The organism is Streptomyces sp. NPDC055287, from assembly GCF_053646035.1.
Genome location: NZ_JBSHNE010000005.1, coordinates 347,303 through 372,505 on the forward strand (window position 1 = coordinate 347,303; position 25,203 = coordinate 372,505).

At 70.8% G+C, this 25,203-nt stretch carries 22 protein-coding genes and 6 tRNA genes; 16 read left to right on the forward strand and 12 right to left on the reverse strand.

Features of this window, described 5'->3' with window-relative positions:
- Positions 1 to 11: 11 nt before the first annotated feature.
- Both ACWIHY_RS11615 and ACWIHY_RS11620 read right to left on the reverse strand, forming a co-directional pair.
- Positions 12 to 1,364, reverse strand: coding sequence for an LPXTG cell wall anchor domain-containing protein (locus tag ACWIHY_RS11615; protein WP_454375432.1), 1,353 nt, complete (start codon positions 1,362 to 1,364; stop codon positions 12 to 14).
- 175 nt (positions 1,365 to 1,539) lie between these two features.
- Positions 1,540 to 1,875 carry a putative leader peptide gene (locus ACWIHY_RS11620; RefSeq protein WP_454375433.1) on the reverse strand — a complete coding sequence of 112 codons (336 nt, stop codon included), beginning with the start codon at positions 1,873 to 1,875 and terminating at the stop codon, positions 1,540 to 1,542.
- Here ACWIHY_RS11620 and purF point away from each other — a divergent pair.
- On the forward strand, positions 1,846 to 3,369 hold the full coding sequence (gene purF, locus ACWIHY_RS11625) for an amidophosphoribosyltransferase (RefSeq protein ID WP_454375434.1): 1,524 nt from the start codon (positions 1,846 to 1,848) through the stop codon (positions 3,367 to 3,369). The genes ACWIHY_RS11620 and purF overlap by 30 nt on opposite strands.
- 33 nt (positions 3,370 to 3,402) lie before the next feature.
- Positions 3,403 to 4,497, forward strand: coding sequence for a phosphoribosylformylglycinamidine cyclo-ligase (purM, locus tag ACWIHY_RS11630; RefSeq protein ID WP_454375435.1), 1,095 nt, complete (start codon positions 3,403 to 3,405; stop codon positions 4,495 to 4,497).
- A gap of 85 nt (positions 4,498 to 4,582) precedes the next feature.
- On the opposite strand, the gene ACWIHY_RS11635 is transcribed toward purM, so the two are convergent.
- A complete protein-coding gene (locus ACWIHY_RS11635; protein WP_214921355.1) occupies positions 4,583 to 4,834 on the reverse strand; it encodes a DUF3073 domain-containing protein in 252 nt (83 codons plus the stop codon).
- A 299-nt stretch (positions 4,835 to 5,133) separates the two neighbouring features.
- A complete protein-coding gene (locus ACWIHY_RS11640) occupies positions 5,134 to 6,216 on the reverse strand; it encodes a Leu/Phe/Val dehydrogenase (protein ID WP_454375436.1) in 1,083 nt (360 codons plus the stop codon).
- A 198-nt stretch (positions 6,217 to 6,414) separates the two neighbouring features.
- Here ACWIHY_RS11640 and ACWIHY_RS11645 point away from each other — a divergent pair, with 198 nt between their 5' ends.
- Together ACWIHY_RS11645 and bldC are read left to right on the forward strand one after the other, a co-directional pair.
- Complete coding sequence (locus ACWIHY_RS11645) at positions 6,415 to 7,266, forward strand: hypothetical protein (protein WP_454375437.1); 852 nt, start codon at positions 6,415 to 6,417, stop codon at positions 7,264 to 7,266.
- Positions 7,267 to 7,736: 470 nt separating this feature from the next.
- A complete protein-coding gene (gene bldC, locus ACWIHY_RS11650) occupies positions 7,737 to 7,943 on the forward strand; it encodes a developmental transcriptional regulator BldC (protein WP_003949541.1) in 207 nt (68 codons plus the stop codon).
- Between the two features lie 409 nt (positions 7,944 to 8,352).
- Here bldC and ACWIHY_RS11655 read toward each other — a convergent pair whose 3' ends face one another.
- The 3 genes from ACWIHY_RS11655 to hrpA all read right to left on the reverse strand — a co-directional run bounded on the left by ACWIHY_RS11655 (position 8,353) and on the right by hrpA (position 12,830).
- Entirely contained in the window at positions 8,353 to 8,544 is a 192-nt protein-coding gene (locus ACWIHY_RS11655) for a DUF6274 family protein (RefSeq protein WP_454375438.1), read from the reverse strand.
- A gap of 126 nt (positions 8,545 to 8,670) precedes the next feature.
- Positions 8,671 to 8,745: transfer RNA gene (locus ACWIHY_RS11660), tRNA-Asp, on the reverse strand.
- Between the two features lie 92 nt (positions 8,746 to 8,837).
- Positions 8,838 to 12,830, reverse strand: coding sequence for an ATP-dependent RNA helicase HrpA (hrpA, locus tag ACWIHY_RS11665; protein WP_454375439.1), 3,993 nt, complete (start codon positions 12,828 to 12,830; stop codon positions 8,838 to 8,840).
- 128 nt (positions 12,831 to 12,958) lie between these two features.
- Here hrpA and ACWIHY_RS11670 point away from each other — a divergent pair, with 128 nt between their 5' ends.
- The 3 genes from ACWIHY_RS11670 (at position 12,959) to ACWIHY_RS11680 (ending at position 15,231) form a co-directional block, all read left to right on the forward strand.
- Positions 12,959 to 13,390 (forward strand): hypothetical protein, encoded by a 432-nt coding sequence (locus ACWIHY_RS11670; protein WP_454375440.1) that lies wholly within the window; start codon positions 12,959 to 12,961, stop codon positions 13,388 to 13,390.
- Positions 13,391 to 13,651: 261 nt separating this feature from the next.
- A complete protein-coding gene (locus ACWIHY_RS11675) occupies positions 13,652 to 14,398 on the forward strand; it encodes a DsbA family protein (protein ID WP_454375441.1) in 747 nt (248 codons plus the stop codon).
- Positions 14,395 to 15,231 carry a cytochrome c biogenesis CcdA family protein gene (locus ACWIHY_RS11680; protein ID WP_454375442.1) on the forward strand — a complete coding sequence of 279 codons (837 nt, stop codon included), beginning with the start codon at positions 14,395 to 14,397 and terminating at the stop codon, positions 15,229 to 15,231. The genes ACWIHY_RS11675 and ACWIHY_RS11680 overlap by 4 nt, the downstream gene beginning before the upstream one ends.
- 94 nt (positions 15,232 to 15,325) lie before the next feature.
- Here ACWIHY_RS11680 and ACWIHY_RS11685 read toward each other — a convergent pair.
- The 4 genes from ACWIHY_RS11685 to ACWIHY_RS11700 all read right to left on the reverse strand — a co-directional run bounded on the left by ACWIHY_RS11685 (position 15,326) and on the right by ACWIHY_RS11700 (position 17,235).
- Positions 15,326 to 15,402, reverse strand: a tRNA-Phe gene (locus ACWIHY_RS11685).
- Between the two features lie 22 nt (positions 15,403 to 15,424).
- A tRNA-Asp gene (locus ACWIHY_RS11690) sits at positions 15,425 to 15,499 on the reverse strand.
- A gap of 39 nt (positions 15,500 to 15,538) precedes the next feature.
- Positions 15,539 to 15,611: transfer RNA gene (locus tag ACWIHY_RS11695), tRNA-Glu, on the reverse strand.
- A 79-nt stretch (positions 15,612 to 15,690) separates the two neighbouring features.
- The gene (locus tag ACWIHY_RS11700) at positions 15,691 to 17,235 is read right to left on the reverse strand and encodes a metallophosphoesterase family protein (RefSeq protein ID WP_454375443.1); all 1,545 of its coding nucleotides are present in this window, start codon (positions 17,233 to 17,235) and stop codon (positions 15,691 to 15,693) included.
- An 86-nt stretch (positions 17,236 to 17,321) separates the two neighbouring features.
- Here ACWIHY_RS11700 and ACWIHY_RS11705 point away from each other — a divergent pair, with 86 nt between their 5' ends.
- The 9 genes from ACWIHY_RS11705 to ACWIHY_RS11745 all read left to right on the forward strand — a co-directional run bounded on the left by ACWIHY_RS11705 (position 17,322) and on the right by ACWIHY_RS11745 (position 24,257).
- A complete protein-coding gene (locus tag ACWIHY_RS11705; protein ID WP_454375444.1) occupies positions 17,322 to 17,684 on the forward strand; it encodes a metallopeptidase family protein in 363 nt (120 codons plus the stop codon).
- Positions 17,681 to 18,157: a fluoride efflux transporter FluC gene (locus ACWIHY_RS11710; protein ID WP_454375445.1), complete on the forward strand. Its 477-nt coding sequence runs from the start codon at positions 17,681 to 17,683 to the stop codon at positions 18,155 to 18,157. The genes ACWIHY_RS11705 and ACWIHY_RS11710 overlap by 4 nt, the downstream gene beginning before the upstream one ends.
- The gene (locus tag ACWIHY_RS11715; protein WP_454375446.1) at positions 18,154 to 18,516 is read left to right on the forward strand and encodes a fluoride efflux transporter FluC; all 363 of its coding nucleotides are present in this window, start codon (positions 18,154 to 18,156) and stop codon (positions 18,514 to 18,516) included. The genes ACWIHY_RS11710 and ACWIHY_RS11715 overlap by 4 nt, the downstream gene beginning before the upstream one ends.
- Before the next feature lie 234 nt (positions 18,517 to 18,750).
- Positions 18,751 to 19,263, forward strand: coding sequence for a hypothetical protein (locus ACWIHY_RS11720; RefSeq protein WP_454375447.1), 513 nt, complete (start codon positions 18,751 to 18,753; stop codon positions 19,261 to 19,263).
- A gap of 227 nt (positions 19,264 to 19,490) precedes the next feature.
- A complete protein-coding gene (locus ACWIHY_RS11725; protein ID WP_454375448.1) occupies positions 19,491 to 21,746 on the forward strand; it encodes a DEAD/DEAH box helicase in 2,256 nt (751 codons plus the stop codon).
- 369 nt (positions 21,747 to 22,115) lie between these two features.
- Positions 22,116 to 22,188: transfer RNA gene (locus ACWIHY_RS11730), tRNA-Lys, on the forward strand.
- Between the two features lie 134 nt (positions 22,189 to 22,322).
- Entirely contained in the window at positions 22,323 to 22,523 is a 201-nt protein-coding gene (locus tag ACWIHY_RS11735; RefSeq protein ID WP_454375449.1) for a DUF5988 family protein, read from the forward strand.
- A gap of 253 nt (positions 22,524 to 22,776) precedes the next feature.
- Positions 22,777 to 22,850: transfer RNA gene (locus ACWIHY_RS11740), tRNA-Met, on the forward strand.
- 102 nt (positions 22,851 to 22,952) lie between these two features.
- Positions 22,953 to 24,257: a PP2C family protein-serine/threonine phosphatase gene (locus ACWIHY_RS11745; protein ID WP_454375450.1), complete on the forward strand. Its 1,305-nt coding sequence runs from the start codon at positions 22,953 to 22,955 to the stop codon at positions 24,255 to 24,257.
- On the opposite strand, the gene ACWIHY_RS11750 is transcribed toward ACWIHY_RS11745, so the two are convergent.
- Positions 24,196 to 25,188, reverse strand: a complete 993-nt coding sequence (locus tag ACWIHY_RS11750; RefSeq protein ID WP_454375451.1) for a DUF2332 domain-containing protein — start codon at positions 25,186 to 25,188, stop codon at positions 24,196 to 24,198. The two genes, ACWIHY_RS11745 and ACWIHY_RS11750, sit on opposite strands and share 62 nt — an antisense overlap.
- Between the last annotated feature and the right edge of the window lie 15 nt (positions 25,189 to 25,203).

Here is a 25,203-nt window from a genome sequence, read left to right on the forward strand (position 1 = left end):
CCGCCGGCCGGTTACGCGCGACGGCGGCGCAGCGCGAACAGGGCCGCGCCGCCCAGTGCGAGCGCCGCCGCACCGCCGACGGCCAGCGGCACGGTGGCCGGGTCGCCACCGGTCTCGGCCAGCACCCGGCCGCCTTCGTGGGGACGTACGCCGGACCGCCGGTCCAGGGGCGAGGCCGACGCGGCGGCGGCCCTCGCCTGCGCCGCGGCAGCCTTCGGCCCCGCTGCCGCGGCCTTCGGCGCCTCGGGAGCCGGAGCCTGAGCAGGCGCCGGGTCCGGACCCGGGTCCGGCGCTTGCGCCCTACCTCCGGGTGCCGCCGCCCGGGCGCCCAGGGCGACGGCGACCGTGGCCTCCGCCCTGTCCGAGGCCACGACCTTCACCGACACCTTCCGCGCGGTGTCGGTCAGCTCGGTACCGGTCTTGACCGCGTCCGCGTCCGGCGCCTTCCTGTCACCCGGGGTCGGGTCGATCAGCGCCGACCGCGTGTAGTCGCCCCCGGAGACCCGGTAGGCGTGGACGCCCCGGACCGCGCCGTCGAGCGATCCCGCCTGCGCCCGCAACTCGACGACGATCTTGTCCTGGCCGCCGAGCGGGATGCGCAGCGCGCGGGCACCGCTGCCCGCACCGTTCAGCGGGCGCAGCCGGTATGTGCCGGACGCCGTGACATCGGCCAGTTCGTCACCCGTCAGCCATTTGTTGTGGATCAGCTCGGGCGACGACAGGCCGGCCGCCGAACCACCACTGCCCATCACGGACGTATCGCTGGTGCCGTCCTCCTTGCAGCCCGCACCCAGGTCCCCGGCCGGACACCGCAGCCGCATCTGGTGGTGGTAGCCGAGGTTGTGGCCGAACTCGTGGACCAGCGCGTCGGCCGTGAAGTGCTCGTTCGGCATCCAGGTCTTGCCGCCGCCGACCGTGCCGAGGCCGGCGTAGCCGCACTTGGCCTTCTCGTTCGGGAAGACGATCGAGACGTGGTGGTACGCCTTCGCCCCGACCCCCTGCACGGCCAGCGCCTTCTGCGCCTCGTCCGCGATCCGGCCGCTGTCGCAGGCGGCGGCCATGGGCAGGGTGAGCGGCCCGATCACCCGGTCCGCACCGGCGGGCGCGAAGGTGGTCCTGCCCCGGGTGATCTCGTCGTAGTACGAGGTCAGCGAACCGCTCTTCCCGTAGTAGGTGGACTCCAGGGTCGCCTCCAGCCTGGCCGCCCCGGTGAACGCGCTGTCGCTGAAGTCGACCATCACCACCTGCACGGTGCGCCGGTCGGCGGGCGCCGCCTCGACGGCGTACCCGGCGGAGAGCGCCGCCGAGGCGAGTACGACGCCACCGGCGAGGGCCGACAGACGGACTCGGGAGGTCGACTGCATGTGGGGGTTCCTTCCGTCGCGAACGAAAACCGTGAGGGAGGAGATCGTGATCACGCGCGGCACGCGCCAAACCGCGAATCCCCCCTCACGCCCCCGGCGCGCAGCTTCTCGTCGTGCGAGGTCACAGGGCCTTCAGTGATGAAGGGCACACCGACCCGGCCTCTGGCGGCACGGTTCAGCGCCCGGCCGGGGCCGGGTCGGGGCAGAGACCGGCCACGGAGGGGCCGCACGAGGGGGAGGGAGGGGGGAGCTGTGGGCGCTGGGGGAAACGCGCCTGCGCGCAGCGACAGACTGCGCTCGCGACACGGACCAGGTCGACGTGGCGGCGCGCCACAAGCCTGACCGAGTAGTCACCGAGGGGCTGCGGGAGGCCGGAGCGTGACGGAGGCACCGCACACCTGTCAAGCCCGGGTGCCGGAGACCGGCAGCGGCTCGCATCCCCAATTCGGACCAGTGGTCGATCTCGCCTACACTCGGTGGCGTGCCTCGTGGTGATGGACGACTCAACCACGACCTGCTCCCCGGTGAGAAAGGCCCCCAGGACGCTTGCGGCGTCTTCGGTGTCTGGGCTCCCGGCGAAGAGGTCGCCAAGCTCACCTATTTCGGACTGTATGCCCTGCAGCACCGTGGACAGGAGTCCGCGGGCATCGCAGTGAGCAACGGGTCCCAGATCCTGGTCTTCAAGGACATGGGACTGGTCTCGCAAGTCTTCGACGAAACTTCCCTCGGCTCCCTCCAGGGCCACATCGCGGTGGGCCATGCCCGTTACTCCACCACCGGAGCCTCGGTGTGGGAGAACGCGCAGCCGACGTTCCGTGCGACCGCGCACGGATCGATCGCGCTGGGTCACAACGGCAACCTGGTCAACACGGCGCAGCTCGCCGAGATGGTCGCCGACCTGCCCAAGGAGAACGGCCGCGCGACCCAGGTCGCCGCGACCAACGACACCGACCTGGTCACAGCTCTGCTGGCCGGCCAGACGGACGACGACGGCAAGCCGCTGACGATCGAGGAAGCCGCCGCAAAGGTTCTTCCCGAGGTCATGGGCGCCTTCTCTCTCGTCTTCATGGACGAGGGCACCCTCTACGCCGCCCGTGACCCGCAGGGCATCCGCCCGCTGGTCCTCGGCCGGCTCGAGCGCGGCTGGGTGGTGGCCTCCGAGTCCGCCGCCCTGGACATCTGCGGCGCCGCGTACGTCCGTGAGGTCGAGCCGGGCGAGATGCTCGCCATCGACGAGAACGGTCTGCGCACCTCCCGATTCGCGGAAGCGAAGCCCAAGGGCTGTGTCTTCGAGTACGTCTACCTGGCGCGCCCGGACACCGACATCGCCGGCCGGAACGTCTACCTCTCGCGCGTGGAGATGGGCCGCAGGCTGGCCAAGGAAGCCCCGGCCGAAGCCGATCTGGTGATAGCGACGCCCGAGTCCGGCACCCCCGCCGCCATCGGCTACGCGGAGGCCAGCGGAATTCCGTACGGCTCGGGCCTCGTCAAGAACGCGTACGTCGGCCGGACCTTCATCCAGCCGTCGCAGACGATCCGCCAGCTCGGTATCCGCCTGAAGCTCAACCCGCTCAAGGAAGTCATCCGCGGCAAGCGCCTGGTGGTCGTCGACGACTCGATCGTCCGCGGCAACACCCAGCGCGCCCTGGTCAAGATGCTCCGCGAGGCCGGCGCCGCCGAGATCCACATCCGGATCTCCTCCCCGCCGGTGAAGTGGCCCTGCTTCTTCGGCATCGACTTCGCGACCCGCGCGGAGCTCATCGCCAACGGCATGACGATCGAAGAGATCGGCACCTCGCTGGGCGCCGACTCGCTCTCGTACATCTCCATCGACGGGATGATCGAGTCGACCACCATCCCCAAGGGGAACCTGTGCCGCGCCTGCTTCGACGGCGAGTACCCGATGGAGCTCCCGGACCCCGAGCTGCTCGGTAAGCAGCTTCTGGAGACCGAGCTCGCGGCCGGCCCGGCGAACGCCGCGGCCGAGGCGCTCCGTCGCCCGTAACGCCCCCGTTCCACGACACGAAAGTTCCCAGCAATGTCTGCTGAATCTTCTGGGCGTGCTCCGCACGCGGGCACTGGTGCCAGCTACGCGTCCGCGGGCGTCGACATCGAAGCAGGCGACCGCGCCGTTGAGCTGATGAAGGAGTGGGTGAAGAAGACCAAGCGCCCCGAGGTCCTGGGCGGCCTGGGCGGTTTCGCCGGTCTCTTCGACGCCTCCGCGCTCAAGCGCTACGAGCGTCCGCTGCTCGCTTCCGCCACCGACGGTGTCGGTACGAAGGTCGACCTCGCCCGGAAGATGGGCGTGTACGACACGATCGGCCACGACCTCGTCGGCATGGTCGTCGACGACCTGGTCGTCTGTGGCGCCGAGCCGCTCTTCATGACCGACTACATCTGTGTCGGCAAGGTGCATCCCGAGCGTGTCGCGGCCATCGTCAAGGGCATCGCCGAGGGCTGTGTCCTCGCGGGCTGTGCCCTGGTCGGTGGCGAGACGGCCGAGCACCCCGGCCTGCTGGGCGAGGACGACTTCGACGTCGCCGGCGCCGGTACGGGCGTGGTGGAGTACGACCGGCTGCTGGGCGCGGACCGTATCCGTAAGGGTGACGCGGTGATCGCCATGGCGTCCTCCGGTCTTCACTCGAACGGGTACTCGCTGGTGCGCCACGTGGTCTTCGACCGCGCCGGCTGGTCGCTGGACCGCGAGGTCGAGGAGTTCGGCCGTACGCTCGGCGAGGAGCTCCTGGAGCCCACCAAGATCTACTCGCTGGACTGCCTGGCCCTCACCCGCACCGCCGAGGTGCACGCTTTCAGCCACATCACGGGCGGCGGGCTTGCGAACAACCTGGCCCGCGTGATCCCGGACGGCCTGCACGCGACGGTCGACCGCTCCACCTGGACCCCCGGCGCGGTCTTCGATCTGGTCGGCAAGGCCGGTCAGGTCGAGCGGCTCGAATTGGAGAAGACCCTCAACATGGGCGTCGGCATGATGGCCGTCGTCCCCGAGGAGTCGGTGAACGTGGCCCTGGAAACCCTCGCCGACCGCGGCGTGGACGCCTGGGTGGCCGGAGAGATCACCGAGCGCGGCGACCACGCCACGGGCGCGACGCTTACGGGCGACTACGCCAAGTAGTCGCCGGGGGTAGCACAGAACCCGGTCCGGGGCCGAGGCCCCAGGACCGGGTCAGTGTGTAATGCCTGTTCGAGGTGTACGGACGTCAAGCGCCGCGACGATGTGCCGAAGGACCGGACTCTTCGTCCTCGTCCCCGTCATCGTTGTACTGAGCCGCGTACTGTGCGTACGGGTCGTCTTCCTCGTCGTCGTCCTCGAACGGCTCGCCATTAGGCGGCTGTTGCGAAGTCGAAGCGCCCAGCTCGTTGGCCAGACGCGACAGGTCAGTCCCGCCGCTGCTGTACTTCAGCTGGCGGGCGACCTTAGTCTGCTTGGCCTTTGCCCGGCCGCGCCCCATGGCTCGACCCCCTCGGTGACGGGGCTCGACGGCCCCAGAGTCTTGACACGCGTTCATGGTTCGGAACGGGCTCCCCTTGGAGAGACCGGTCCGTAGGGCATCAACGGTACCTGCTTCCGCGGCCATACGGTACGCCGCCCGCATGCAACGCCTCGGCACAGAACCTGCGAGGAGCCCCGTCCTCGCTGGTCAACTGCGATTTTAACCTCTTCCCGAGGGTCGACCCGCCGACGGGGGTGAGTCATGTCTCGTCATGTCTCACCGGCGGCGGGCCGACCCCGTCCGGAGAGTCCTCGGGGTCAGCTCCGGCGCGCCTCGGCCATCCTCTGCTCGGCGATCCTGTCGGCCGCCGCGGCCGGCGGAATACCGTCCGTCTTCGCACGTGCGAATATTGCCAGCGTGGTGTCGAAGATCTTCGCGGCCTGGGCCTTGCACCGGTCGAAGTCGAAGCCGCGCAGCTCGTCGGCGACCTGGATCACTCCGCCGGCGTTCACCACGTAGTCGGGCGCGTAGAGGATCCCGCGGTCGGCGAGGTCCTTCTCGACGCCCGGGTGGGCGAGCTGGTTGTTGGCCGCGCCGCACACCACCTTCGCCGTGAGCGCCGGGACGCTCTCGTCGTTCAGTGCGCCGCCGAGGGCGCAGGGGGCGTAGATATCGAGGCCCTCCACGCCGATCAGCGTCCTGGTGTTGGTGACGACCGTCACCTGCGGGTGGCGGTCGGTGATGCGGCGTACCGACTCCTCCCGCACGTCCGTGATCACGACCTCGGCTCCGTCCGCGAGGAGGTGCTCGACGAGGTGGTGGCCGACCTTGCCTACCCCCGCGATGCCGACCTTGCGGCCGCGCAGCGTCGGGTCGCCCCACAGGTGCTGGGCCGAGGCCCGCATGCCCTGGAAGACACCGAAGGCGGTCAGCACGGACGAGTCGCCCGCGCCGCCGTTCTCCGGGGAGCGGCCGGTGGCCCAGCGGGTCTCGCGCGCGACGACGTCCATGTCGGCGACGTACGTGCCGACGTCGCAGGCGGTCACGTAGCGGCCGCCGAGGGAGTCCACGAACCGGCCGTACGCGAGCAGCAGTTCCTCGCTCTTGAGCGTCTCGGGGTCACCGATGATCACGGCCTTGCCGCCGCCGTGGTCGAGTCCGGCCATGGCGTTCTTGTACGACATGCCGCGCGCGAGGTTCAGCGCGTCGGCGACGGCCTCTTCCTCGCTCGCATACGGGTAGAAGCGGGTGCCGCCGAGGGCCGGGCCCAGGGCGGTGGAGTGGATGGCGATGACGGCCTTGAGGCCGGAGGCACGGTCCTGGCACAGCACGACTTGCTCGTGGCCGCCCTGTTCCGATCGGAACAGGGTGTGCAGGACGCCGTCGGTTGCGTCGGTCACGGTGGTGACTCCCAAGTACGAGGCGGCTTTGCCCTCCTGCGGGTGGGGAGGGCCGGTGGGCAAGAGAGTAAGACCTGGCGGGCCGCGTGCGTGCGGCAGTGCCTGGGATCACCCCCTGGCGGAGTACGCGTGGGACGATTTCCCTCCGGTTTCCTTCCGGTTCTTTGAGGTTCTTTCCGGTCCGAGTGAGGAGCAGGCGTGGCCCAGGAGTCCTCGGTGATCGTCCCGTACGTCTCCTATTTGCGGGTGTATGAACCGCTGGCGGCCTTCCCCGAGCCCGAACGCGGTCACTGGACGCAGTACGCCAAGCGCGAGCGGCTGCCCACCGCCCAGGACGAACTGAGGCGCTCCCTGGCGGACTTGCTGGCGACTCCGCCCGTCCCGGTGCCGGTGCACGAGAGCGGCGACGCGTTCGTGACCGAAGTCGACGGGGTCGTGTGCGTTTGTCCATGGCGTACGCGGCTGCGCGGGTGGCTGGCGCTCGTGGAGCTGCCCGACCTGCTCCCGGAGCCGCTGCTGGACGCCGCGCTGCCGCCGCTGGTGCGCCGGCAGGCGGCCGCGGACTACGAGCGCTGGCTGGAGCGCAACCCGGACGCGCGTCCGTGGATCAGGAGCTCGGCGTGGCACGTGCCGGTGCGCTGGTTCGCGCTCTTCGCGGGCGAGGAGCGGGAGTACGCGAAGGCAGAGGGCGAGGCGCCGCCCGTACTGCGCTACCGGACGCCGATGGCCCAGGCGCGGCGGCGGGTGGCGCGGGCGCTCAAGGCGCTGCGGGAGCATCTCGACGAAGAGGCCGGGGGGCCGCTCGTCGACGGCCTGGTGGATGTGGGGCGCTGGCTGGAGGAATTCCACCCCCGGTCACTGGTCGAGCTCGATTACGGCGGCCTGGCACATGTACTCCCGCAGGAGCACCTGGCCGCGGATCTCTCCGCCGCGGACGTGGCCGAGGGGATCGCGGCGCTGCGCGCCGGGGACGGCGCGGCGGCCGGTGAGGCGTACGGACGGCTCACGGAACGGTGGCGGGTGGTGCGCGAGCGCCAGTTCGCGAACTGACGGCAGTCGGGCGGCTCCTGGCGGCCGGGACGTAGGTCCTGATCCGGGCCTTTGCCTCAAGCGTGACGGACAGCACTAAGCGGGCTCTTGCGCCCATCGCCTATCCTCATGCCAAAATAGGACAAGGAGTCCGGTGAGGGCTCCTTCCGTCCAACTAAGGGCGGATTAGCTCGGTATTGCGCGCTATGGGGGGTCTGATGGCTCCTGATCGCTCTGTGACTGATCGTCACTGTGACGTGACTGTCCGCTATGGCATGGTCCATCGGCTTCGTCGCTGATGAACACCTGGGAGGGCAATTCCATCGGTTTGGCCGACGTGGCTGGACGGATGGTGTAGTTGTAGTGCCGAGGACAAGCCGTTCGTCCTATAACCGACTCGGCCCGCGTCCGCCATTTCGGGCAACGCGGGTCAAGGTGCAGAATTTAGAGGAAAGAACCGTGATGGTTCGGTTCTCCCGAGGAGGCCGCTCATGACCGCTCGCACCCCTGACGCCGAGCCGCTGCTGACCCCGGCTGAGGTTGCCACGATGTTCCGCGTGGACCCGAAGACGGTCACGCGCTGGGCCAAGGCAGGCAAGCTCACGTCCATCCGCACACTTGGTGGACACCGGCGTTACCGCGAGGCAGAGGTCCGCGCACTGCTTGCGGGTATTCCGCAACAGCGCAGCGAGGCCTGAACAACCGCATAACCCCGCTTTACCGGGCATTCCTCCGGGTCCCCCAACCTGGACGCCCACCTGAGCACCACACGACAGGCGTCTGCCCCAACAGGCGCCACATCCATGCATGACGGGTGCGTCGTTGATCGCGCTGGACTCCGCCGGGTCCAGCGCGATCTTTTTTGTGCCCGTTCCCGGGTACCCGTCCAGCCCTCTCCCAACCCCACTCTCGACCCCTCTGACCTGCGGGACGCCGGCTTTTCGGGGGGCCTGTGACGGCCCCTCCGAAGGGGTGCAATTGCACATATTAAATTGACCGGTTGTAGGGAGGGTGTAAGTCCACCGGTTCCCAAAACTCGTTGGGTGACACCCGTCACATGACGCAACTCTTGTGTATTTCAGGGCTGCCAGCGATAGCGGCAGTGCGTCACGACGCCGGCGGGCTCTCGTTCTCTTCGGGCTCCGGCGCCTGACGAGGCTCCGGCTCGGGCTCCATGGCGAGCCGCAGGAGCCGATGGCAGATGGGACAGTGCCGTGTCACGTGGCGATAGCCCGTCGAGGCCGCCAGATGGGCACGTAGCAGCGCGCGCGTCTCGTGCCTGGCCGTTGATGCCGCCATGCGTCACCTCCCCGGTGCGGGCCCCCCGATGCCCTGATGCCTGGGTACCGGTGGCAGATGACGCCGTCAAGACGCAAGAAGGCCCGGATCCTTGCGGATCCGGGCCTTCTGCTACTTCGTATCGAGCGGTCCTGACGGGATTTGAACCCGCGGCCTCCACCTTGACAGGGTGGCGAGCACTCCAAACTGCTCCACAGGACCTTGCTTGCCGCGCCGTACTGCGTTGCGCTGCGAAGACAGACTGTACAGCAGGTCAGGGGGTGCGTGCGAACTCACTCAAGGCGACGGAGGAGTTACGGCGCCGCCGCGTCGATCGCCTTCACGATCCGCTTGTCCGAGACCGGCTGGGCCGTCCCCAGGGCGTGCGCGAAGTAGCTCACCCGCAGCTCCTCGATCATCCAGCGGATGTCGAGCACTTCCTGCGGCACCGGCCTGCCCTGCGGCAACTGCTCCAGCAGCCAGGCGTACTCGTCCTGCATCTCGTGGACCTTCTCCATGCGCGTGGTGTCGCGCTGGACGGCCGTGGGCATCTGCTGGAGCCTGCGGTCTGCCGCGACGAGATAGCGCATCAGATCGGGCAGCCGGCGCAGCCCCGTCTTCGTCACGAAGCCGGGCGGCACGAGAACCGCCAGCTGGTCGCGTACGTCAGCGAGGTTGTTGATCAGGGCCAGGCTGTTCGTGGCCTTCAGGCGGCGCTCGCAGGCCTGCCAGGCGGCGAGGATCTGCTGGACCTGGTTCACCGTGCGCACGGTCGCGTCCACGAGGTCGGCGCGGACCTTGTCGTACAGCTTCCGGAACGATTCCTCGTCCCAGGCCGGGCCGCCGTGGTCCGCGATCAGCTTGTCGGCGGCAGCGGTGGCGCAGTCGTCGAAGAGCGCCTGGATCGATCCGTGCGGATTGCGCGAAAGAGCCAGTTTCTGCTGATTGCTGAGCTTGTCCGAGGCGAACTTCGCCGGATTGACCGGGATGTTCAGCAGGATGAGCCGGCGCGTGCCCCGCCACATCGCCTGCTGCTGCTCGGCCTCCGTGTCGAAGAGCCGTACGGCGACGCTCTCACCCTGGTCCACGAGGGCCGGGTACGCCCGGACGGGCTGCCCCGCCCTGCGGGTCTCGAATACGCGGCCGAGCGTGCCGATGGTCCAGTCCGTGAGGCCCGTACGTTCGACGGACTCACCCGCGGGGCCGGCGGTGGCCGCGGCGGCCTTGGAGAGCGCCTGACGGGCCTTGGGGCGCAGCGTGAGCCGCAGTGCCTCCAGGTCCTTGTCCTCGGCGAGGTTCTTGCGGCGCTCGTCGACGATCCGGAATGTGATCTTCAAGTGATCCGGGACGCGGGAGAGGTCGAAGTCGTTCGCCTCGACCGGGACGCCGACCATCCGCTTCAGCTCGCGGGCGAGCGTGAGCGGCAGCGGCTCCTGCTGCGACACCGGGTGGCCGGCGGCCGACGGCACGGTCCGCTCCAGGAACTTCCGCGCGTAGTCCGGGGCCGGGACGTAGTGCCGGCGGATCGCCTTCGGGAGGGAGCGGATCAGCTCGGTGACCACTTCCTCGCGCAGGCCGGGGATCTGCCAGTCGAAGCCCTCGGACGTGACCTGGTTGAGCACCTGGAGGGGGATGTGGACGGTCACACCGTCCGCGTCCGCGCCCGGCTCGAACTGGTACGTCACCCGGAACTTGAGCTTTCCCTGCCGCCAGGAGTCCGGATAGTCGTCCTTCGTGACCGCCCCGGCCTTCTCGTTGATGAGCATCTCGCGCTCGAAATCGAGAAGTTCGGGCTCGTCCCGCTTCTTGTGCTTCCACCACGAGTCGAAGTGCGCGCCCGAGACGACGTGTTCGGGGATGCGCTTGTCGTAGAAGTCGAAGAGCGTCTCGTCGTCCACGAGGATGTCGCGGCGGCGGGCGCGGTGCTCCAGCTCCTCGACCTCGGTGAGCAGCTTGCGGTTGTCGGCGTAGAACTTGTGGTGCGTACGCCAGTCACCCTCGACCAGTGCGTTGCGAATGAAAAGATCGCGGCTGGTCTCCGCGTCGATCCGGCCGTAGTTGACCTTGCGCTGGGCGACGATCGGTACGCCGTACAGCGTGACCCTCTCGTACGCCATGACGGCGGCCTGGTCCTTCTCCCAGTGCGGCTCGCTGTACGTGCGCTTGAGGAGGTGCTGGGCGAGCGGCTCGATCCACTCCGGCTCGATCCGCGCGTTGACCCGCGCCCACAGGCGTGACGTTTCGACCAGCTCGGCGGACATGATGAAGCGGGGCTGCTTCTTGAACAGCGCCGAACCGGGGAAGATCGCGAACTTGGCGCTGCGGGCTCCGAGGTACTCGTTCTTCTCGGTGTCCTTCAGCCCGATGTGGGAGAGCAGGCCGGCCAGCAGCGACTGGTGCACGGACAGCTCGGGGGCGTCGTCCTCGTTGACGTGTATCCCCATCTGCTTCGCGACCGAGCGCAGTTGGGTGTAGATGTCCTGCCATTCGCGAATGCGCAGGAAGTTGAGGTACTCCGACTTGCACATCCGGCGGAAGCTGGAGGAGCCGCGCTCCTTCTGCTGCTCGCGGACGTACCGCCAGAGATTGAGGAAGGCGAGGAAGTCGGACGTCTCGTCCTTGAAACGGGCGTGCTGCTGGTCGGCCTGCTGCTGCTTCTCGGACGGCCGCTCGCGAGGGTCCTGGATGGAGAGCGCGGAGGCGATCACCATCACCTCGCGTACGCAGCCGTTCTTGTCGGCTTCCAGGACCATGCGGGCCAGGCGGGGGTCGACGGGCAGCTGGGCGAGCTTGCGCCCCTGGTCCGTGAGCCGCTTCTTCGGATCCTTCTCGGCCGGATCCAGCGCGCCGAGCTCCTGGAGGAGCTGGACGCCGTCGCGGATGTTGCGGTGGTCCGGCGGATCGATGAAGGGGAACTTCTCGATCTCCCCGAGGCCGGCGGCGGTCATCTGGAGGATGACGGAGGCGAGATTCGTGCGGAGGATCTCGGCGTCGGTGAACTCGGGGCGGGTGAGGAAGTCGTCCTCGGCGTACAGCCGGATGCAGATGCCGTCGGACGTACGACCGCAACGGCCCTTGCGCTGGTTGGCGCTGGCCTGGCTGATCCGCTCGATCGGCAGGCGCTGGACCTTGGTGCGGTGGCTGTAGCGGGAGATGCGCGCGGTGCCCGGGTCGATCACGTACTTGATGCCGGGGACGGTGAGCGAGGTTTCCGCGACGTTGGTGGCGAGAACGATCCGGCGGCCGGTGTGGCGCTGGAAGACGCGGTGCTGCTCGGCGTGCGAGAGGCGGGCGTAGAGGGGGAGGACCTCGGTGTGGCGGAGGTTCTTCTTGTTGAGCGCGTCGGCGGTGTCGCGGATCTCGCGCTCGCCGGAGAGGAAGACGAGGATGTCGCCCGGGCCCTCGGCCTGGAGCTCGTCGACCGCGTCGGCGATGGCGGTGATCTGGTCGCGGTCGGAGTCGTCGCTGTCGTCCTCGAGGAGCGGCCGGTACCGGACCTCCACGGGGTACGTCCGGCCGCTGACCTCGACGATGGGCGCGCTCGGCTGCGCTCGGCCTTCGCTGCCATCGATTCCTACGGAGGCGAAACCGCCGAAGTGGCGGGCGAAGCGCTCCGGGTCGATGGTCGCGGAGGTGATGACGACCTTGAGGTCCGGGCGCCTGGGCAGCAGCTGGGCGAGGTAGCCGAGGAGGAAGTCGATGTTGAGCGACCGCTCGTGGGCCTCGTCGATGATGATCGTGTCGTACGCGCGCAGCTCGCGGTCCGTCTGGATCTCGGCGAGCAGGATGCCGTCCGTCATGAGCTTGACGAAGGTCGCGTCCGGGTTGACCTGATCCGTGAACCGGACCTTCCAGCCGACCGCCTCGCCGAGCGGCGTCTTCAGCTCGTCCGCGATGCGTTCGGCGACGGTACGGGCGGCGATGCGGCGGGGTTGTGTGTGGCCGATCATGCCCTTCACACCACGGCCGAGCTCCATGCAGATCTTGGGGATCTGCGTCGTCTTGCCGGAGCCGGTCTCGCCCGCGACGATCACGACCTGGTGATCGCGTATCGCTGCGGCGATGTCGTCCTTGCGCTGGCTGACCGGCAACGACTCCGGATACGTGATCTCGGGCATCCGGGCAGCACGCTGCGCCAGCCGGGCGGCGGACTTCTCGGCCTCGGCGGCGATTTCGTCCAGTACGGCCTGGCGGGCCTCGGGCTTGCGGATGCGACGGGCGCCGTCGAGACGGCGGCCGAGCCGGTGGGCGTCGCGGAGCGGCAGCCCTCCGAGCACGGTCTGGAGGTCGGCGAAGGAAGTAGACATACCTGATTCAGGATCTCACCCGCCGGTCAGGACTGGCGAACCGATTTCGGCCGGGGCGGCGGTGGGGCCGGGTGCGCGGCAGCCTTTACGCTGGGCGGGACGTTCCCCGGACAGGAGATCGAAAGCCGATGCCCCAGGTCAGCCGCCCGTGCCGCGTGCTCCTGGGCATGCTGGTCGCGGTCGCGGTCGCGGTCGCGGTCACGATTGCGGCCGCCGTGCCGCTGCCCGTTACGGGCACGGGCCCGGGCGCCGGGGGCGGGCCGCCCGCCGCTGAAGCCGCGGCCGTGAGCGCGGCGACGACGCCGACGGCGGTCGCATCCGCCTCCACGGAGACCCCTGAGCCGGGCTGCCGGGAGCGGCACCGGGACGGCGTGGGGACCGAGCCCGTGGCACCCCCGCGCGGCGGGGCGGCGTACGAGCTGCTGCCCGCCCTCTTCGACTCCGGGGCCTCGGCGGACTCGTGGGGCGCCGACTGCGTCACCCCGCACTTCGCGCCCGGCCACCGGCCACCGCCGCTGGACCCGCCGACGCCCATGGACCTCTCGGTCATGCGGGTCTAGACCGTCGCGCCCGCGGCGGGCTTGTCTTCGTCCCCCGCCCCTCCGCTGTGACCCCGCGCGGCTCCGCCGCGTGACCCCGGGCCCCGGACGCCCGGCGGGCGTGTCCCCAGTCACCGGCCGGACCAGCCATGGCTGGGTGGATCCGCCGCGTCGGCAGCGCGGCCACGGTTACGCGAAGCGGCGGGCAGGGGAAACAGCTTCGCCCGGCCACCCGCGCCCACGTCCGCGTCCCGCACTTCCCTTCAGGAGTACCGAACACCCATGACCTCCTCCCGTACCTCCCGCACCAAGCCCGTCGCCATCGGGGCGGCCGTCGCCGCGGCGGCCGTCCTGCTCGGCGTCGTCTCGTACACCGCCACCAAGCCCGGCGAGGCCCGCGACGCCTCCGCCGCCGAGGTCTCCGCCGATCCGACGGCCGGTGTCTACCCGGAGCTCGCGAAGCTCGCCCGGCGCGACGCCGGGGACCCGCTCGCGCAGGGCCGGGCGGACGCACCCGTGGTGATGATCGAGTACGCCGACTTCAAGTGCGGCTACTGCGGAAAGTTCGCCCGCGACACCGAGCCCGCCCTGGTGAAGAAGTACGTCGACGACGGCACCCTGCGCATCGAGTGGCGCAACTTCCCGATCTTCGGCAAGGAGTCCGACGCGGCGGCCCGCGCGGCCTGGGCGGCCGGGCAGCAGGGCCGCTTCTGGCAGTTCCACGCCGCCGCGTACGCCGACGGCGCCAAGGAGAAGGGCTTCGGTGACGCCCGGCTCGAGGCGCTGGCGGAGGAAGCCGGGGTGAAGGACGTCGCCCGGTTCACCCGGGACGCCGGCAGTGACGCCGCCGTGAAGGCCGTGAAGGCGGACCAGGAGGAGGCGTACCAGCTGGGGGCCACCTCCACGCCGTCCTTCCTCGTCAACGGCAGGCCGATCGCCGGAGCCCAGTCCGCCGGGACCTTCACCACGGCGATCGAGGCGGCGGCGAAGGCGGCAAAGGCCCCGAAGGACGCGAAGGCGGGGCAGTGAGCGCCGACATCGGGTATCTCGCCGCCTTCCTCGGCGGGCTGCTCGCCCTGCTCAGCCCGTGCAGCGCACTCCTGCTCCCCGCCTTCTTCGCGTACTCGATCGACTCGACGTCACGGCTGACGGCCAGGACCGGCATCTTCTACGCCGGACTCGCCACCACCCTCGTGCCGCTGGGCGCGGCCGGTTCGTACGCCGGACGGCTCTTCTACGGACACCGGGACCAGCTCGTCCTCGCCGGCGGCTGGCTGATCATCGCGCTCGGCGTCGCGCAGATCCTGGGCAGGGGCTTCGCGTCCCGCCGCATCGCCGCGCTGTCGGGGCGGATCCGGCCGACGACGGCGGTCTCGGTGTACGCGCTCGGTGCCGTCTACGGCCTGGCGGGCTTCTGCGCGGGCCCCATCCTCGGCAGTGTCCTGACGGTCGCCGCCATCAGCGGGAGTCCGGTGTACGGCGGACTGCTGCTGGCCGTCTACGCGTTGGGCATGGCCCTGCCGCTGTTCCTGCTCGCGCTGCTCTGGGAGCGGTACGAACTGGGCGGGCGGCAGTGGCTGCGGGGGCGGGCGTTGCGGCTCGGCCGCTTCGAGCTGCACACGACGTCGCTGCTGTCCGGGCTCTTCTTCGTCGCGCTGGGCACGCTCTTCCTCGTCTTCGACGGGACGACGTCCCTGCCCGGCCTGCTGGACGTGGACGACTCGTTCGCCGTGGAGGAGTGGGTGAGCGGCCTGGGGGAGTCGGTGCCCGACGCGGTGCTGCTGACCGGTGTGGTGGCCGTGGTCGGCGTGACGCTCGCCCTGCGCGCGAGGCGCCGCAAGGCGCCGGCGGAGGAGGGCTGACGCGAAAGGCCCCGTCCGGTGGGCGGGGCCTTCGAAGCGGTGGGGGCCGGGGGAAACGCAAAGGCCCCCGTCCACCGGACGGGGGCCTTCGAAGTGGTGGCTGGGGCCGGGATCGAACCGGCGACCTATCGCTTTTCAGGCGATCGCTCGTACCAACTGAGCTACCCAGCCACTCGGATCTCGCGATCCGCAGCGGTCCTGACGGGATTTGAACCCGCGGCCTCCACCTTGACAGGGTGGCGAGCACTCCAAACTGCTCCACAGGACCAAGCGTGGTGCGAGAACAAGTCTCGCACACGGTTGTGCGTGCCCCCAACGGGATTCGAACCCGTGCTACCGCCTTGAAAGGGCGGCGTCCTGGGCCACTAGACGATGAGGGCTAGAGCCCGCCTGGGCGCTTTGCAGCGCGTCGGGGACGTGAGAAGCATATGGGATGGCGGGACCGTTCGCCAAAACGGTTTACGGGGAGGGTGAGGGGGACGTGTCGGAAGGGGCAGGGGAGGCGGGCGCGCCCGGTCGGTTCTCCTCCGGGAGATGGCGGCTGACCTCGGCCGTTGTCAGGCCCAGGCCGCCCAGCGTGACCTCGTCCCAGGCCTGCAGCCGCTTGGTCGAACGGTCCAGATAGAGCACCGACGTACGGACCTTCTCCGGCTCGTCGTTCTGCAGCGCGCGCAGGCCGCCGCCCCCCGTCGAACCCTCGATCTTGAGACGGGTGCCGTGCTTGAGGACCTGCGTCTTGCGGTTGTGGACATGCCCGGCCAGGACCAGCGGAACCGTGCCGTCCGTCTCGCGTGCGGCGACCGGGTTGTGTGCCACCGCGATGTCGACGGGCGTACCGGCGCGCCGCTGGTCGCGCAGGGCGGAGGCGAGGCGGATCCCCGTCATGCGTTCGGCCGGATCACCCTGCGCCTCGACCGAGCGGTCCGGCGTGAACTGCGGGTCGCCCGCGCCCGCCACGCGGATCCCCGCCACCGTGACCGCCCTGCCCTCGTCGAGGACGTGGACGTTCTTGAGCCCTTCGAGGTAGCGCTGGGTGGCGAGCGAGTCGTGGTTGCCGCGGACCCAGACGTAGGGCGCGCCCAGGTCGGGGATCGGGTCCAGGAAGCCGTTCTCGGCGGCGGTGCCGTGGTCCATCGTGTCGCCGGAGTCGATGATCAAGTCGATGTCGTACTGCTCGACGAGCGAGCCGATGATGTGCCACGACGCCGGGTTGAGATGGATGTCCGAGACGTGCAGGACGCGCATCGTGGCCGGGTCCGGCTGGTACGTGGGCAGCGTCGAGGTGGCGTCGTACAGCTTCGTCACATTGGTGACCAGCCGGGCCAGCTCCTTCTGGTAGACGTCGAACTCGCTGACGATGCTGCGCGCGTTGCCGACCACCGAGGGCGCGGAGGAGAGCAGGCCGGAGAACTTCGGCTCCAGGACCGACTTCGGGTTCCAGGTGGCGTACGCGCTGATGCCCGACGCCGTCAGCAGGACGAGCGCCAGGCCGCCCGCCGCCAAGGCGCGGCGCGGGCGCCGGTAGACGGCGAGACCGAGGGCGGTGGCGCCCGACACGACGGCGACGCAGGAGCGTACGGCCAGTTCGGTGGCGCCGTCGGCGACGTCCTGGGTGACCTCGTCCTGGAGGCCGGAGAGGCGCTCGGGGTGTTCGACGAGGGCCTGGGAGCGGACCGGGTCGAGCTGGTCGACGTCCACGTCGAGGCGGATGGGGGCGGTGTGGGTGTCGAGTTCGAGGGCGCCCAGCGGGGAGACGTTGATCTTGGTGCCGCCGACGGCGGACGCGCGGAGCGTCATGGTCGTGTCCATCGGGCCGACCGGCGTACGGACACTGCCGACGATCAGCAGCCCGAGCCAGGCCCCGCACAGGACCACCGTGACGAGACCGAGCACCCGTGTGTAGGGATGCGGCGTGTGGACCAGGGTGCTGGTGGGGCTGGAGCGGCGGGAGCGGTAGTGGCGTTGCAGTCGGGTCAGCGTGGCACGGAAAGGGGCGCGGGCCATTGGTCCCGTATGCCCATGCGGGCCGGGGCCCATGCCCGCCGGCACTGACCCCACCCCATCGCACCGGATTACGTGACAATGGCGGGGTGCTGGAGATGACGCGTGAGGAGTTCGAGGAACTGGTCGCCGAGGCGCTGGACAGGATCCCGCCGGAGCTGACGCGGCTGATGGACAACGTCGCGGTGTTCGTGGAGGACGAACCGGCGACGGACGACCCCGACCACGGACCCGACCTGCTCGGGCTGTACGAGGGGACCCCGCTGACGGAGCGTGGCGAGTGGTACGCGGGGGTGCTGCCGGACCGGATCACGATCTACCGGGGGCCGACGCTGCGGATGTGCGAGTCCCGGGAGGACGTCGTCGCGGAGACGGAGATCACCGTCGTCCACGAAGTGGCGCACCACTTCGGGATCGACGACGAGAGGCTGCACGCGCTGGGGTACGGGTGAGCCGGGCGGCCGGCCCGGGTGACGTCGTCGACCCGGATGTCGACCTGCACGTGCCCGCGCAGCGCGCCGAGACGGCCGGGCGCGGCAAGTGGCGGGTGCTCGCCGCAGTGTCGGCCGGCGGGGTACTGGGGGCGCTGGGACGGTACGGGGCGGCGTTGCTCTGGCCGGGGAGCGTGTGGACGACCTTCGGCGTCAACGTGCTGGGCTGCGCGCTGATCGGCGTACTGATGGTGCTGGTGAGCGAGCAGGGCAGGGGACATGCGCTGGTCAGGCCGTTCCTCGGGGTCGGCGTGCTCGGCGGCTTCACGACGTTCTCGACGTACGCCGTGGATGTGGCGCGGCTGCTGGAGCGGGGGGACGCGCTCACCGCGATGGCGTACGCCGCCGGAACGTTCGCCGGGGCGATGGGCGCGGTCTGGGCCGGGGTGGCGGTGACGCGCGGCGCCGTGACGCGGGCCGGAGCCGCGTCGTGACCTGGCTGCTGGTGGCGGTGGGGGCCGCTGTCGGGGCGCCGCTGCGGTACCTGACGGACCGTGCGGTGCAGGCGCGGCACGACGCGGTGTTCCCGTGGGGGACGTTCGTGGTCAACGCGGGGGCGAGCCTGGTGGTGGGGACGCTGACGGGTGCGCTGGTGGACTCGGCGACGTACGCCGTGCTCGGAACCGGGCTGTGCGGGGCCCTTTCGACGTACTCGACCTTCAGCTACGAGACGCTGCGGCTGGCCGAGCGCGGCCGGCCGTTCCTCGCGGTGGCCAATGCGGGCGGTTCGCTGCTGGTGGGGCTCGGCGCGGTCTTTCTCGGGTTCGCGCTCGGGCGGGGGCCGGTGGGGTAGCGGCCCGCGGGGCGGCTCCCGCCCGTGAGCCGGGCGTGAGTGGACCGGGGCCCGGCCCGTGGCCACCCGGTGCCTCCCTTGCGTGTCCCTTGTGGGCCAAAGGGAGTTGGGCAGTGAAATCCCGCCCGCCGTGCCCCGGAGGTGCCGCTCGTGCGCCAGTTGCCCCCGCCTGTCCGATTGGCCCCTGTCCGACTGGCCGCCGCTGTCCTCGCGGTCGCGGCGTCCGCAGGCTGCATGAGCGTGAGCGACGAGGGAGGCAAGCCGGCCCCGTCCCGTTCGGCGGCCGGGCAGGGGGCCGCGGCGGCGGAGCCCGACGGCGGGAAGGCGCAGAGCGGAACCGGAATCGGCCGTACGGGCGGGCGGGGCGCGGCCGGCCGCGACGGCGGCGGGAAGGCGGACGACGACAAGGCCAGGGACGACGCGTCGGCGAGCCCCGGAGCGTCACCGGGCGCCACGGCCGCGCCGTCGAAGAGCGGCAAGGCCCCGCCCCGGGCCGGCGGCACCCCGCCGAAGCCGCGACCCGGCGTGCCGACGCCCACGCGGGACACGCCCGCGCCGACGCGGCCGCCGGAGCCGCCCGAGCCGCCGCCGGCCACTGAGCCGCCGCCTCCGGAGCCGTCCGAGCCGGAGCCGACCCCGCCGCCGCCCTCGGCGTCGCCGGCGGCGGACACGCAGACGGCGGCGATGGGTGAGCGGGGGGAGCTGCGGCGCGAGCCGGCGGCATCACCGCAGGTGGGGCCGGTATAGGGACCCCGGTTTGCCATAAGGGGGGGAGGGTGCGTATGGTTATAGATCGTTTGATCCCATTGCCCGGCGCCGTTGAGTTCTCGTAAAGAACGAGGACCTGGAGCGCCCCGTGGCGCGTACTCTCCCTTACCGTGACTGACCGCACTGAGGCGGTCGAATTTGCGATTGATTTGCGATTTCACGGAGTTTGGGCGCGTGCCGAGACTCCGAGAGGTTTCGCATTTCGTATGTCCATTTCCAGCACTGACCGCACCGCCATGCCCGAGAACGAGACGGCCGTAGTGGCCGCCGACGTCATCGAGGCCACCGAGGTCAACACCGAGATCACCGCCGAGATCACCGAGCTCGACGACGCGATCGAGGCCGTTGAGACCGACGAGGCGGAAGAGGCCGTCGTAGCCGCCGCCGACGCCGAGCCCACTGTGACCTTCGCCTCCCTGGGCCTCCCGGACGGCATCGTCCGCAAGCTCGCCCAGAACGGCGTCACCGCCCCCTTCCCGATCCAGGCCGCGACCATCCCGGACGCCCTGGCCGGCAAGGACATCCTCGGCCGTGGCCGCACCGGCTCCGGCAAGACCCTCTCCTTCGGTCTGCCGACCCTGGCCACGCTGGCCGGTGGTCACACGGAGAAGAAGAAGCCCCGCGCGATCATCCTCACCCCGACGCGTGAGCTCGCGATGCAGGTCGCGGACGCGCTTCAGCCGTACGGCGACGTACTCGGCCTGAAGATGAAGGTCGTCTGCGGCGGTACGTCCATGAGCAACCAGATCTACGCCCTGGAGCGCGGCGTCGACGTCCTCGTCGCCACCCCGGGCCGTCTGCGCGACATCATCAACCGCGGCGCCTGCTCGCTCGCCAACGTCCAGGTCGCCGTCCTCGACGAGGCCGACCAGATGTCCGACCTGGGCTTCCTGCCCGAGGTCACCGAGCTGCTCGACCAGATCCCCGGCGGCGGCCAGCGGATGCTCTTCTCCGCCACCATGGAGAACGAGATCAGCACGCTGGTCAAGCGCTACCTGACCAACCCGGTCACCCACGAGGTCGACAGCGCCCAGGGCAACGTCTCGACCATGACCCACCACGTCCTCGTCGTGAAGCCGAAGGACAAGGCGCCGGTCACTGCCGCGATCGCCGCCCGCAAGGGCCGCACGATCATCTTCGTCCGCACCCAGCTGGGCGCGGACCGCATCGCCGAGCAGCTCCAGGACTCGGGCGTCAAGGCCGACGCACTGCACGGCGGCATGACGCAGGGCGCCCGTACGCGCGTCCTCGAAGACTTCAAGAAGGGCTACGTCAACGCCCTGGTCGCCACCGACGTCGCCGCTCGCGGCATCCACGTCGACGGCATCGACCTGGTGCTGAACGTGGACCCGGCCGGCGACCACAAGGACTACCTGCACCGCTCGGGCCGTACCGCCCGCGCCGGTAAGTCCGGCGTCGTCGTCTCCCTGTCGCTGCCGCACCAGCGCCGTCAGATCTTCCGACTCATGGAGGACGCGGGCGTCGACGCCTCGCGCCACATCGTCGGAGGTGCGGGCGCGTTCGAGCCGGAGGTCGCCGAGATCACCGGCGCCCGTTCGCTGACCGAGGTCCAGGCCGACTCCGCGAACAACGCCGCCAAGCAGGCGGAGCGTGAGGCCAAGGAGCTCACTCGTGAGCTCGAGCGTGTTCAGCGCCGTGCGACCGAGCTGCGCGAGGAGGCCGACCGTCTGGTCGCCCGTGCGGCGCGCGAGCGCGGCGAGGACCCGGACGAGGCTGTGGCGGAGGCGGCCAAGGCCGCCGAGGCCGAGCTGGCTGCCGCTGAGGCCGCCGCCGCTGTTCCGGCCCAGGCCCCGGAGCGTCGCGACGACCGCGGCAACTTCCAGCGCCGTGACGACCGCGGTGGCGACCGTGGCGGTGACCGCGGGGGCTTCCGCGGTGGCGACCGCGGTGGTGACCGGGGCGGCTTCCGTCGCGACGACCGTGGTGGCGAGCGTGGCGGCTTCCAGCGCCGTGACGACCGTCCGGCCGGTGGTGACCGTGGCGGCCGTCCGTTCGAGCGCCGTGACGACAACCGTGGTGGCGGCTTCCGTCGCGACGACCGTGGTGGCGAGCGCGGTGGCTTCCAGCGCCGTGACGACCGTCCGGCCGGTGGCGACCGTGGCGGCCGTCCGTTCGAGCGCCGTGACGACAACCGTGGTGGCGGCTTCCGCCGCGACAACGAGCGTCGTGACGACAACCGCGGTGGCGGCGAGCGTGGTGGCTTCCAGCGCCGTGACGACCGTCCGGCCACCGGTGGCGGCTTCCGCTCCGGCGGCGCCGACCGTCCGTTCAACCGCGACCGTCGTGACGACCGTCCGGCCGGTGGCGGCTTCCGCACCGGTGGCCACGACCGCCCGCAGGGCCGTCGTGACGACCACCGCGGCGGCGGCAGCACCGGCACCGGCACCGCGACCGGCTCGTTCGGCCGTCGTGACGACAAGCCGCGCTGGAAGCGCAGCTGATAGCTGATCAGCTCGGCGGCGTGAGCCGCTGAGCCGCAGGCGGGCCCGTTCTCCACGAACGGGCCCGCTTTTCTTTTCCCTTCCCACTACCGTCGGCGAGCCGACGTCTTCGACGCGTACACCTCGGTCGGCGCCGGCCGGGGCCAGTACGACGTGCTGACGTCTCCCCGGCGTCATGAACCGTGACGGCCGGGCGGACCTGGTCGCCCGTCAGGCATCCACCGGGGACATGTACTGACGCGGATCGCCACCGTCCGGCGGGGATACAAGGGCCTGTTGCGGGCTCCCGGTCGGCTTCGACGGGCCCGGCAACCGATACCCGATCGGCTGCCGGGCTCGCTGCGGCTATGCTCGGGGGTGATTCGCCGAGGGCCGTTAGCTCAATTGGCAGAGCAGCGGACTTTTAATCCGTTGGTTGTGGGTTCGAGTCCCACACGGCCTACCGCCCAAGGCGACCGGGACACCCCGGTCGAACCGCACGTCAGCGCCCCCCGGACCTGTCCGGCGGGGCGCTTTCGCGTTCACGGTCGGCCGCACCGACGTGCGGGCGCGCCGGAGCGTGGGAAGACTGGGGCCATGACTGAAAAGGCGCTCCTCGAAGGCGGGCCGGACGATCTGACCAAGCGTGTCGTCCCGATCACGCCTCCCGGACAAGAGCTGAAGATCCCGCACCGCGGCGGGTACGAACACTTCAAGGTGACCTCGAGGCATCAGGACAGCGAGGAGGGGCGCCTGACTGTCTACGCGTGGTGGGAGCGTACGGAGATCGCCGAGTAACGCCCCGCCGGGGGGAGGGCGTTGGACGCCGTCCCGCGGCGGCGCCGCGGCAGTCCAGGTGACCGTTCTCAACGGGCACGTGTCCGTCGCGGGCGAGTTCCGGGTACGCCGCGGTGTCGGCTACGACGTGGAGCCGGACACCCCGCGGACCGAAGCCACGGCCTGTGCGCAGGTGACCGGCGCGGGTGCGACCGCCGCGCGGAGGCGAGTGGTCGGGGGAGGTCCCCCGATGGCGTACAGTTGGGTTTAACGACGCGGGGTGGAGCAGCTCGGTAGCTCGCTGGGCTCATAACCCAGAGGTCGCAGGTTCAAATCCTGTCCCCGCTACTGAAGAAGAAAACGAAGGCCCGGATCTCGGAAGAGATCCGGGCCTTCGTCGTGTCCGGACCGCGTCGCCGGGCCCGGCGTCCCCCGTTCGGCCGGTGCCCGATGGCCGCGCGGCGCGGCTACGGCCAGCCTGGGCTGGGCGCGGTACCGTCCGCAGCCGGGTGCGCGGCGAGCAGGAGACCACTGGTGGGGAAGCAAGGCGGAGCGGGGGCCGGGCCCGGCGCGGGCAGGGCCTCGCAGCCGGTGGGCAAGACCTCGCGGTTCGTCCGGGCGCTGCCGGCGCTGCTGATCGTCGGTGGGTGCGTCTTCGACATCACCACACCGCCGAACTTCACCGCGTCGCCGCTCTTCGCCGCCGCCCCGCTGATCGCCGCGCCGCTCTTCTCGCTCCGCCACACCCTGCTGACCGGCGTCGTGGCGATCGCCGCCGTCGTCGGGCTGCACCTCTACAACGGCACCTCGACGCACGTCGAGTCCGTGACCGAGCTGATCACCGTGGTGACCGTCGCCGTCCTGGCCCTCGTCATCAACCGTGTCGTACGCCGCAGCGGCCGGCAGCTCGCCTCCGCCCGCACCATCGCCGAGGCGGCCCAGCGCGCCGTGATCCCGGTGCCCGCCGACCGGATCGCCGGGCTGCACGTCGCCGCGCGGTACGAGGCCGCCCAGGCGGACGCCTTCATCGGCGGCGACCTCTTCGCCGTACAGGACACCCCGTCCGGGGTACGGCTGGTGGTCGGCGACGTCCGGGGGAAGGGGCTCGGCGCGGTGGAGGCGGTGGCTGTGGTCGTCGGGGCGTTCCGGGAGGCGGCCGAACAGGAGGGCACGCTCGAAGGGGTCGCGCAGCGGCTCGAGCGGGCGCTCACGCGCGAGGGCGCGCGGCGCGACGGGCTCGACGCCTTCGAGGGCTTCACGACGGCCGTACTGGCCGAGATCCCGCGCGGTGAGGGCGTCGTGAGGCTGGTCAACCGCGGCCATCCGCAGCCGCTCCTGCTGTACGCCGACGGGGACCTCGCGGAGATCGTGCCGCCCGAGGCCGCGCTGCCGCTGGGGATGGGCGATCTGGGCGTCTGGCCGGACCGGGCGCGGGAGTACGCGTTCCCGCCCGGCGCCACGCTGCTGCTCTACACGGACGGTCTGTCCGAGGCGCGGAACGCGGCGGGGGTCTTCTACGATCCGGCAGCCCGGCTGCGCGGCCGGATCTTCCCGGGCCCCGAGGAGCTGCTGGACGCGCTCGTCGACGACGTACGGCTGCACACGGCGGGAGCCGCCACGGACGACATGGCCCTGCTGGCGGTCGGGCGGCCCACCGAGGGGCAGCAGGACCGCCGCAGGACCGTGGGCCTGGTCAGACGGGCAGGCCTGCCGGCCGGTCGAACCAGTGCAGGCCCTGGCCGTGCGGGGCTGTGAAGGCGACGGCGCGCTCGTCCAGGGCGAGGGTGAGCAGGTGCTCGTCGTCGGGGGCCGGGGCGTCGAGCCAGGGCAGCACGGTGTGGTGCTCATTGGAGATCCAGTGGCCCGGCAGGTCGCGGACGAGCCGGGCGAACTCCTCGCGGCGGGCGAGCGGCAGGTAGGTCAGCACGGCGGTGTGGAAGACGACCAGCGTGGCGTCCGCGGGGGCGCGGGCCGCCAGCGCCGGGAGTTCGTCGACGAGGTCGCCGCGGACGATGAGGGGGCCGGGCGCCGTACGTACGGCCTCGATGGCGGCGAGCTGCTGACGCGGGCGCTCCGCGCGGCCGGGCCAGATCAGTGACTGGAGCCAGCGGACGTCCTCCTCGTCCGTGGGGTCGAGGGGATTGAGGTCGATGCCGGCGCGCCACGCGATGTCGGGGAGCGCCGTGGGCAGGGGCACGGGGCCCTCCGTACGGCAGTCGAAGGTGACGGGGGACGTGCCCAGGGTGGCGCCGCCGTTGTAGCGGTAGGCGTAGCGGTCGGGGTGGAGGCACAGGCCCGCCGAGGCGCCGACCTCGATGAGGGCGAGGGGCTGGGGGAGTGCGGCGAGGAGGGGCAGCAGGGTGGCGCAGCGGGCGGGCTCGTTCGTCTGGGTGAAGCGGTCCAGCATGACGGCGCGTACGTCGTCCCAGTGGGCCAGGGTCCACTCGCGGAAGGGCGCCCACTGCTCGTAGGGGCCGCCGAGGAAGCGGACGGCGGCGAGGAGGAGATTGGGCTGCTGCTTGTTGCCGGGTGGCAGGCCGGCGATGAGGGCGCAGAAGTCCCGGTCCTCGCTGATACGGGCGGTGAGTTCGGCGTAAGCGGGAGAAATGCCGCGCGCCTGCTGCTCGGAGAACTCGCGGTAGCGATCGGCCGGCCACGGACTGGGATGCGTGCTGTTGACAACCATGTGCTGAAGTTAGCC

Coding starts and splice junctions, on each gene's coding strand:
- ACWIHY_RS11615 (WP_454375432.1), bottom strand. CDS start 1,364: ATGCAGTCGACCTCCCGAGTCCGTCTGTCGGCCCTCGCCGGTGGCGTC.
- purM (WP_454375435.1), top strand. CDS start 3,403: ATGTCTGCTGAATCTTCTGGGCGTGCTCCGCACGCGGGCACTGGTGCC.
- ACWIHY_RS11635 (WP_214921355.1), bottom strand. CDS start 4,834: ATGGGGCGCGGCCGGGCAAAGGCCAAGCAGACTAAGGTCGCCCGCCAG.
- bldC (WP_003949541.1), top strand. CDS start 7,737: ATGACCGCTCGCACCCCTGACGCCGAGCCGCTGCTGACCCCGGCTGAG.
- ACWIHY_RS11655 (WP_454375438.1), bottom strand. CDS start 8,544: ATGGCGGCATCAACGGCCAGGCACGAGACGCGCGCGCTGCTACGTGCC.
- hrpA (WP_454375439.1), bottom strand. CDS start 12,830: ATGTCTACTTCCTTCGCCGACCTCCAGACCGTGCTCGGAGGGCTGCCG.
- ACWIHY_RS11670 (WP_454375440.1), top strand. CDS start 12,959: ATGCCCCAGGTCAGCCGCCCGTGCCGCGTGCTCCTGGGCATGCTGGTC.
- ACWIHY_RS11675 (WP_454375441.1), top strand. CDS start 13,652: ATGACCTCCTCCCGTACCTCCCGCACCAAGCCCGTCGCCATCGGGGCG.
- ACWIHY_RS11700 (WP_454375443.1), bottom strand. CDS start 17,235: ATGGCCCGCGCCCCTTTCCGTGCCACGCTGACCCGACTGCAACGCCAC.
- ACWIHY_RS11720 (WP_454375447.1), top strand. CDS start 18,751: ATGAGCGTGAGCGACGAGGGAGGCAAGCCGGCCCCGTCCCGTTCGGCG.
- ACWIHY_RS11725 (WP_454375448.1), top strand. CDS start 19,491: ATGTCCATTTCCAGCACTGACCGCACCGCCATGCCCGAGAACGAGACG.
- ACWIHY_RS11735 (WP_454375449.1), top strand. CDS start 22,323: ATGACTGAAAAGGCGCTCCTCGAAGGCGGGCCGGACGATCTGACCAAG.
- ACWIHY_RS11745 (WP_454375450.1), top strand. CDS start 22,953: ATGGCCGCGCGGCGCGGCTACGGCCAGCCTGGGCTGGGCGCGGTACCG.
- ACWIHY_RS11750 (WP_454375451.1), bottom strand. CDS start 25,188: ATGGTTGTCAACAGCACGCATCCCAGTCCGTGGCCGGCCGATCGCTAC.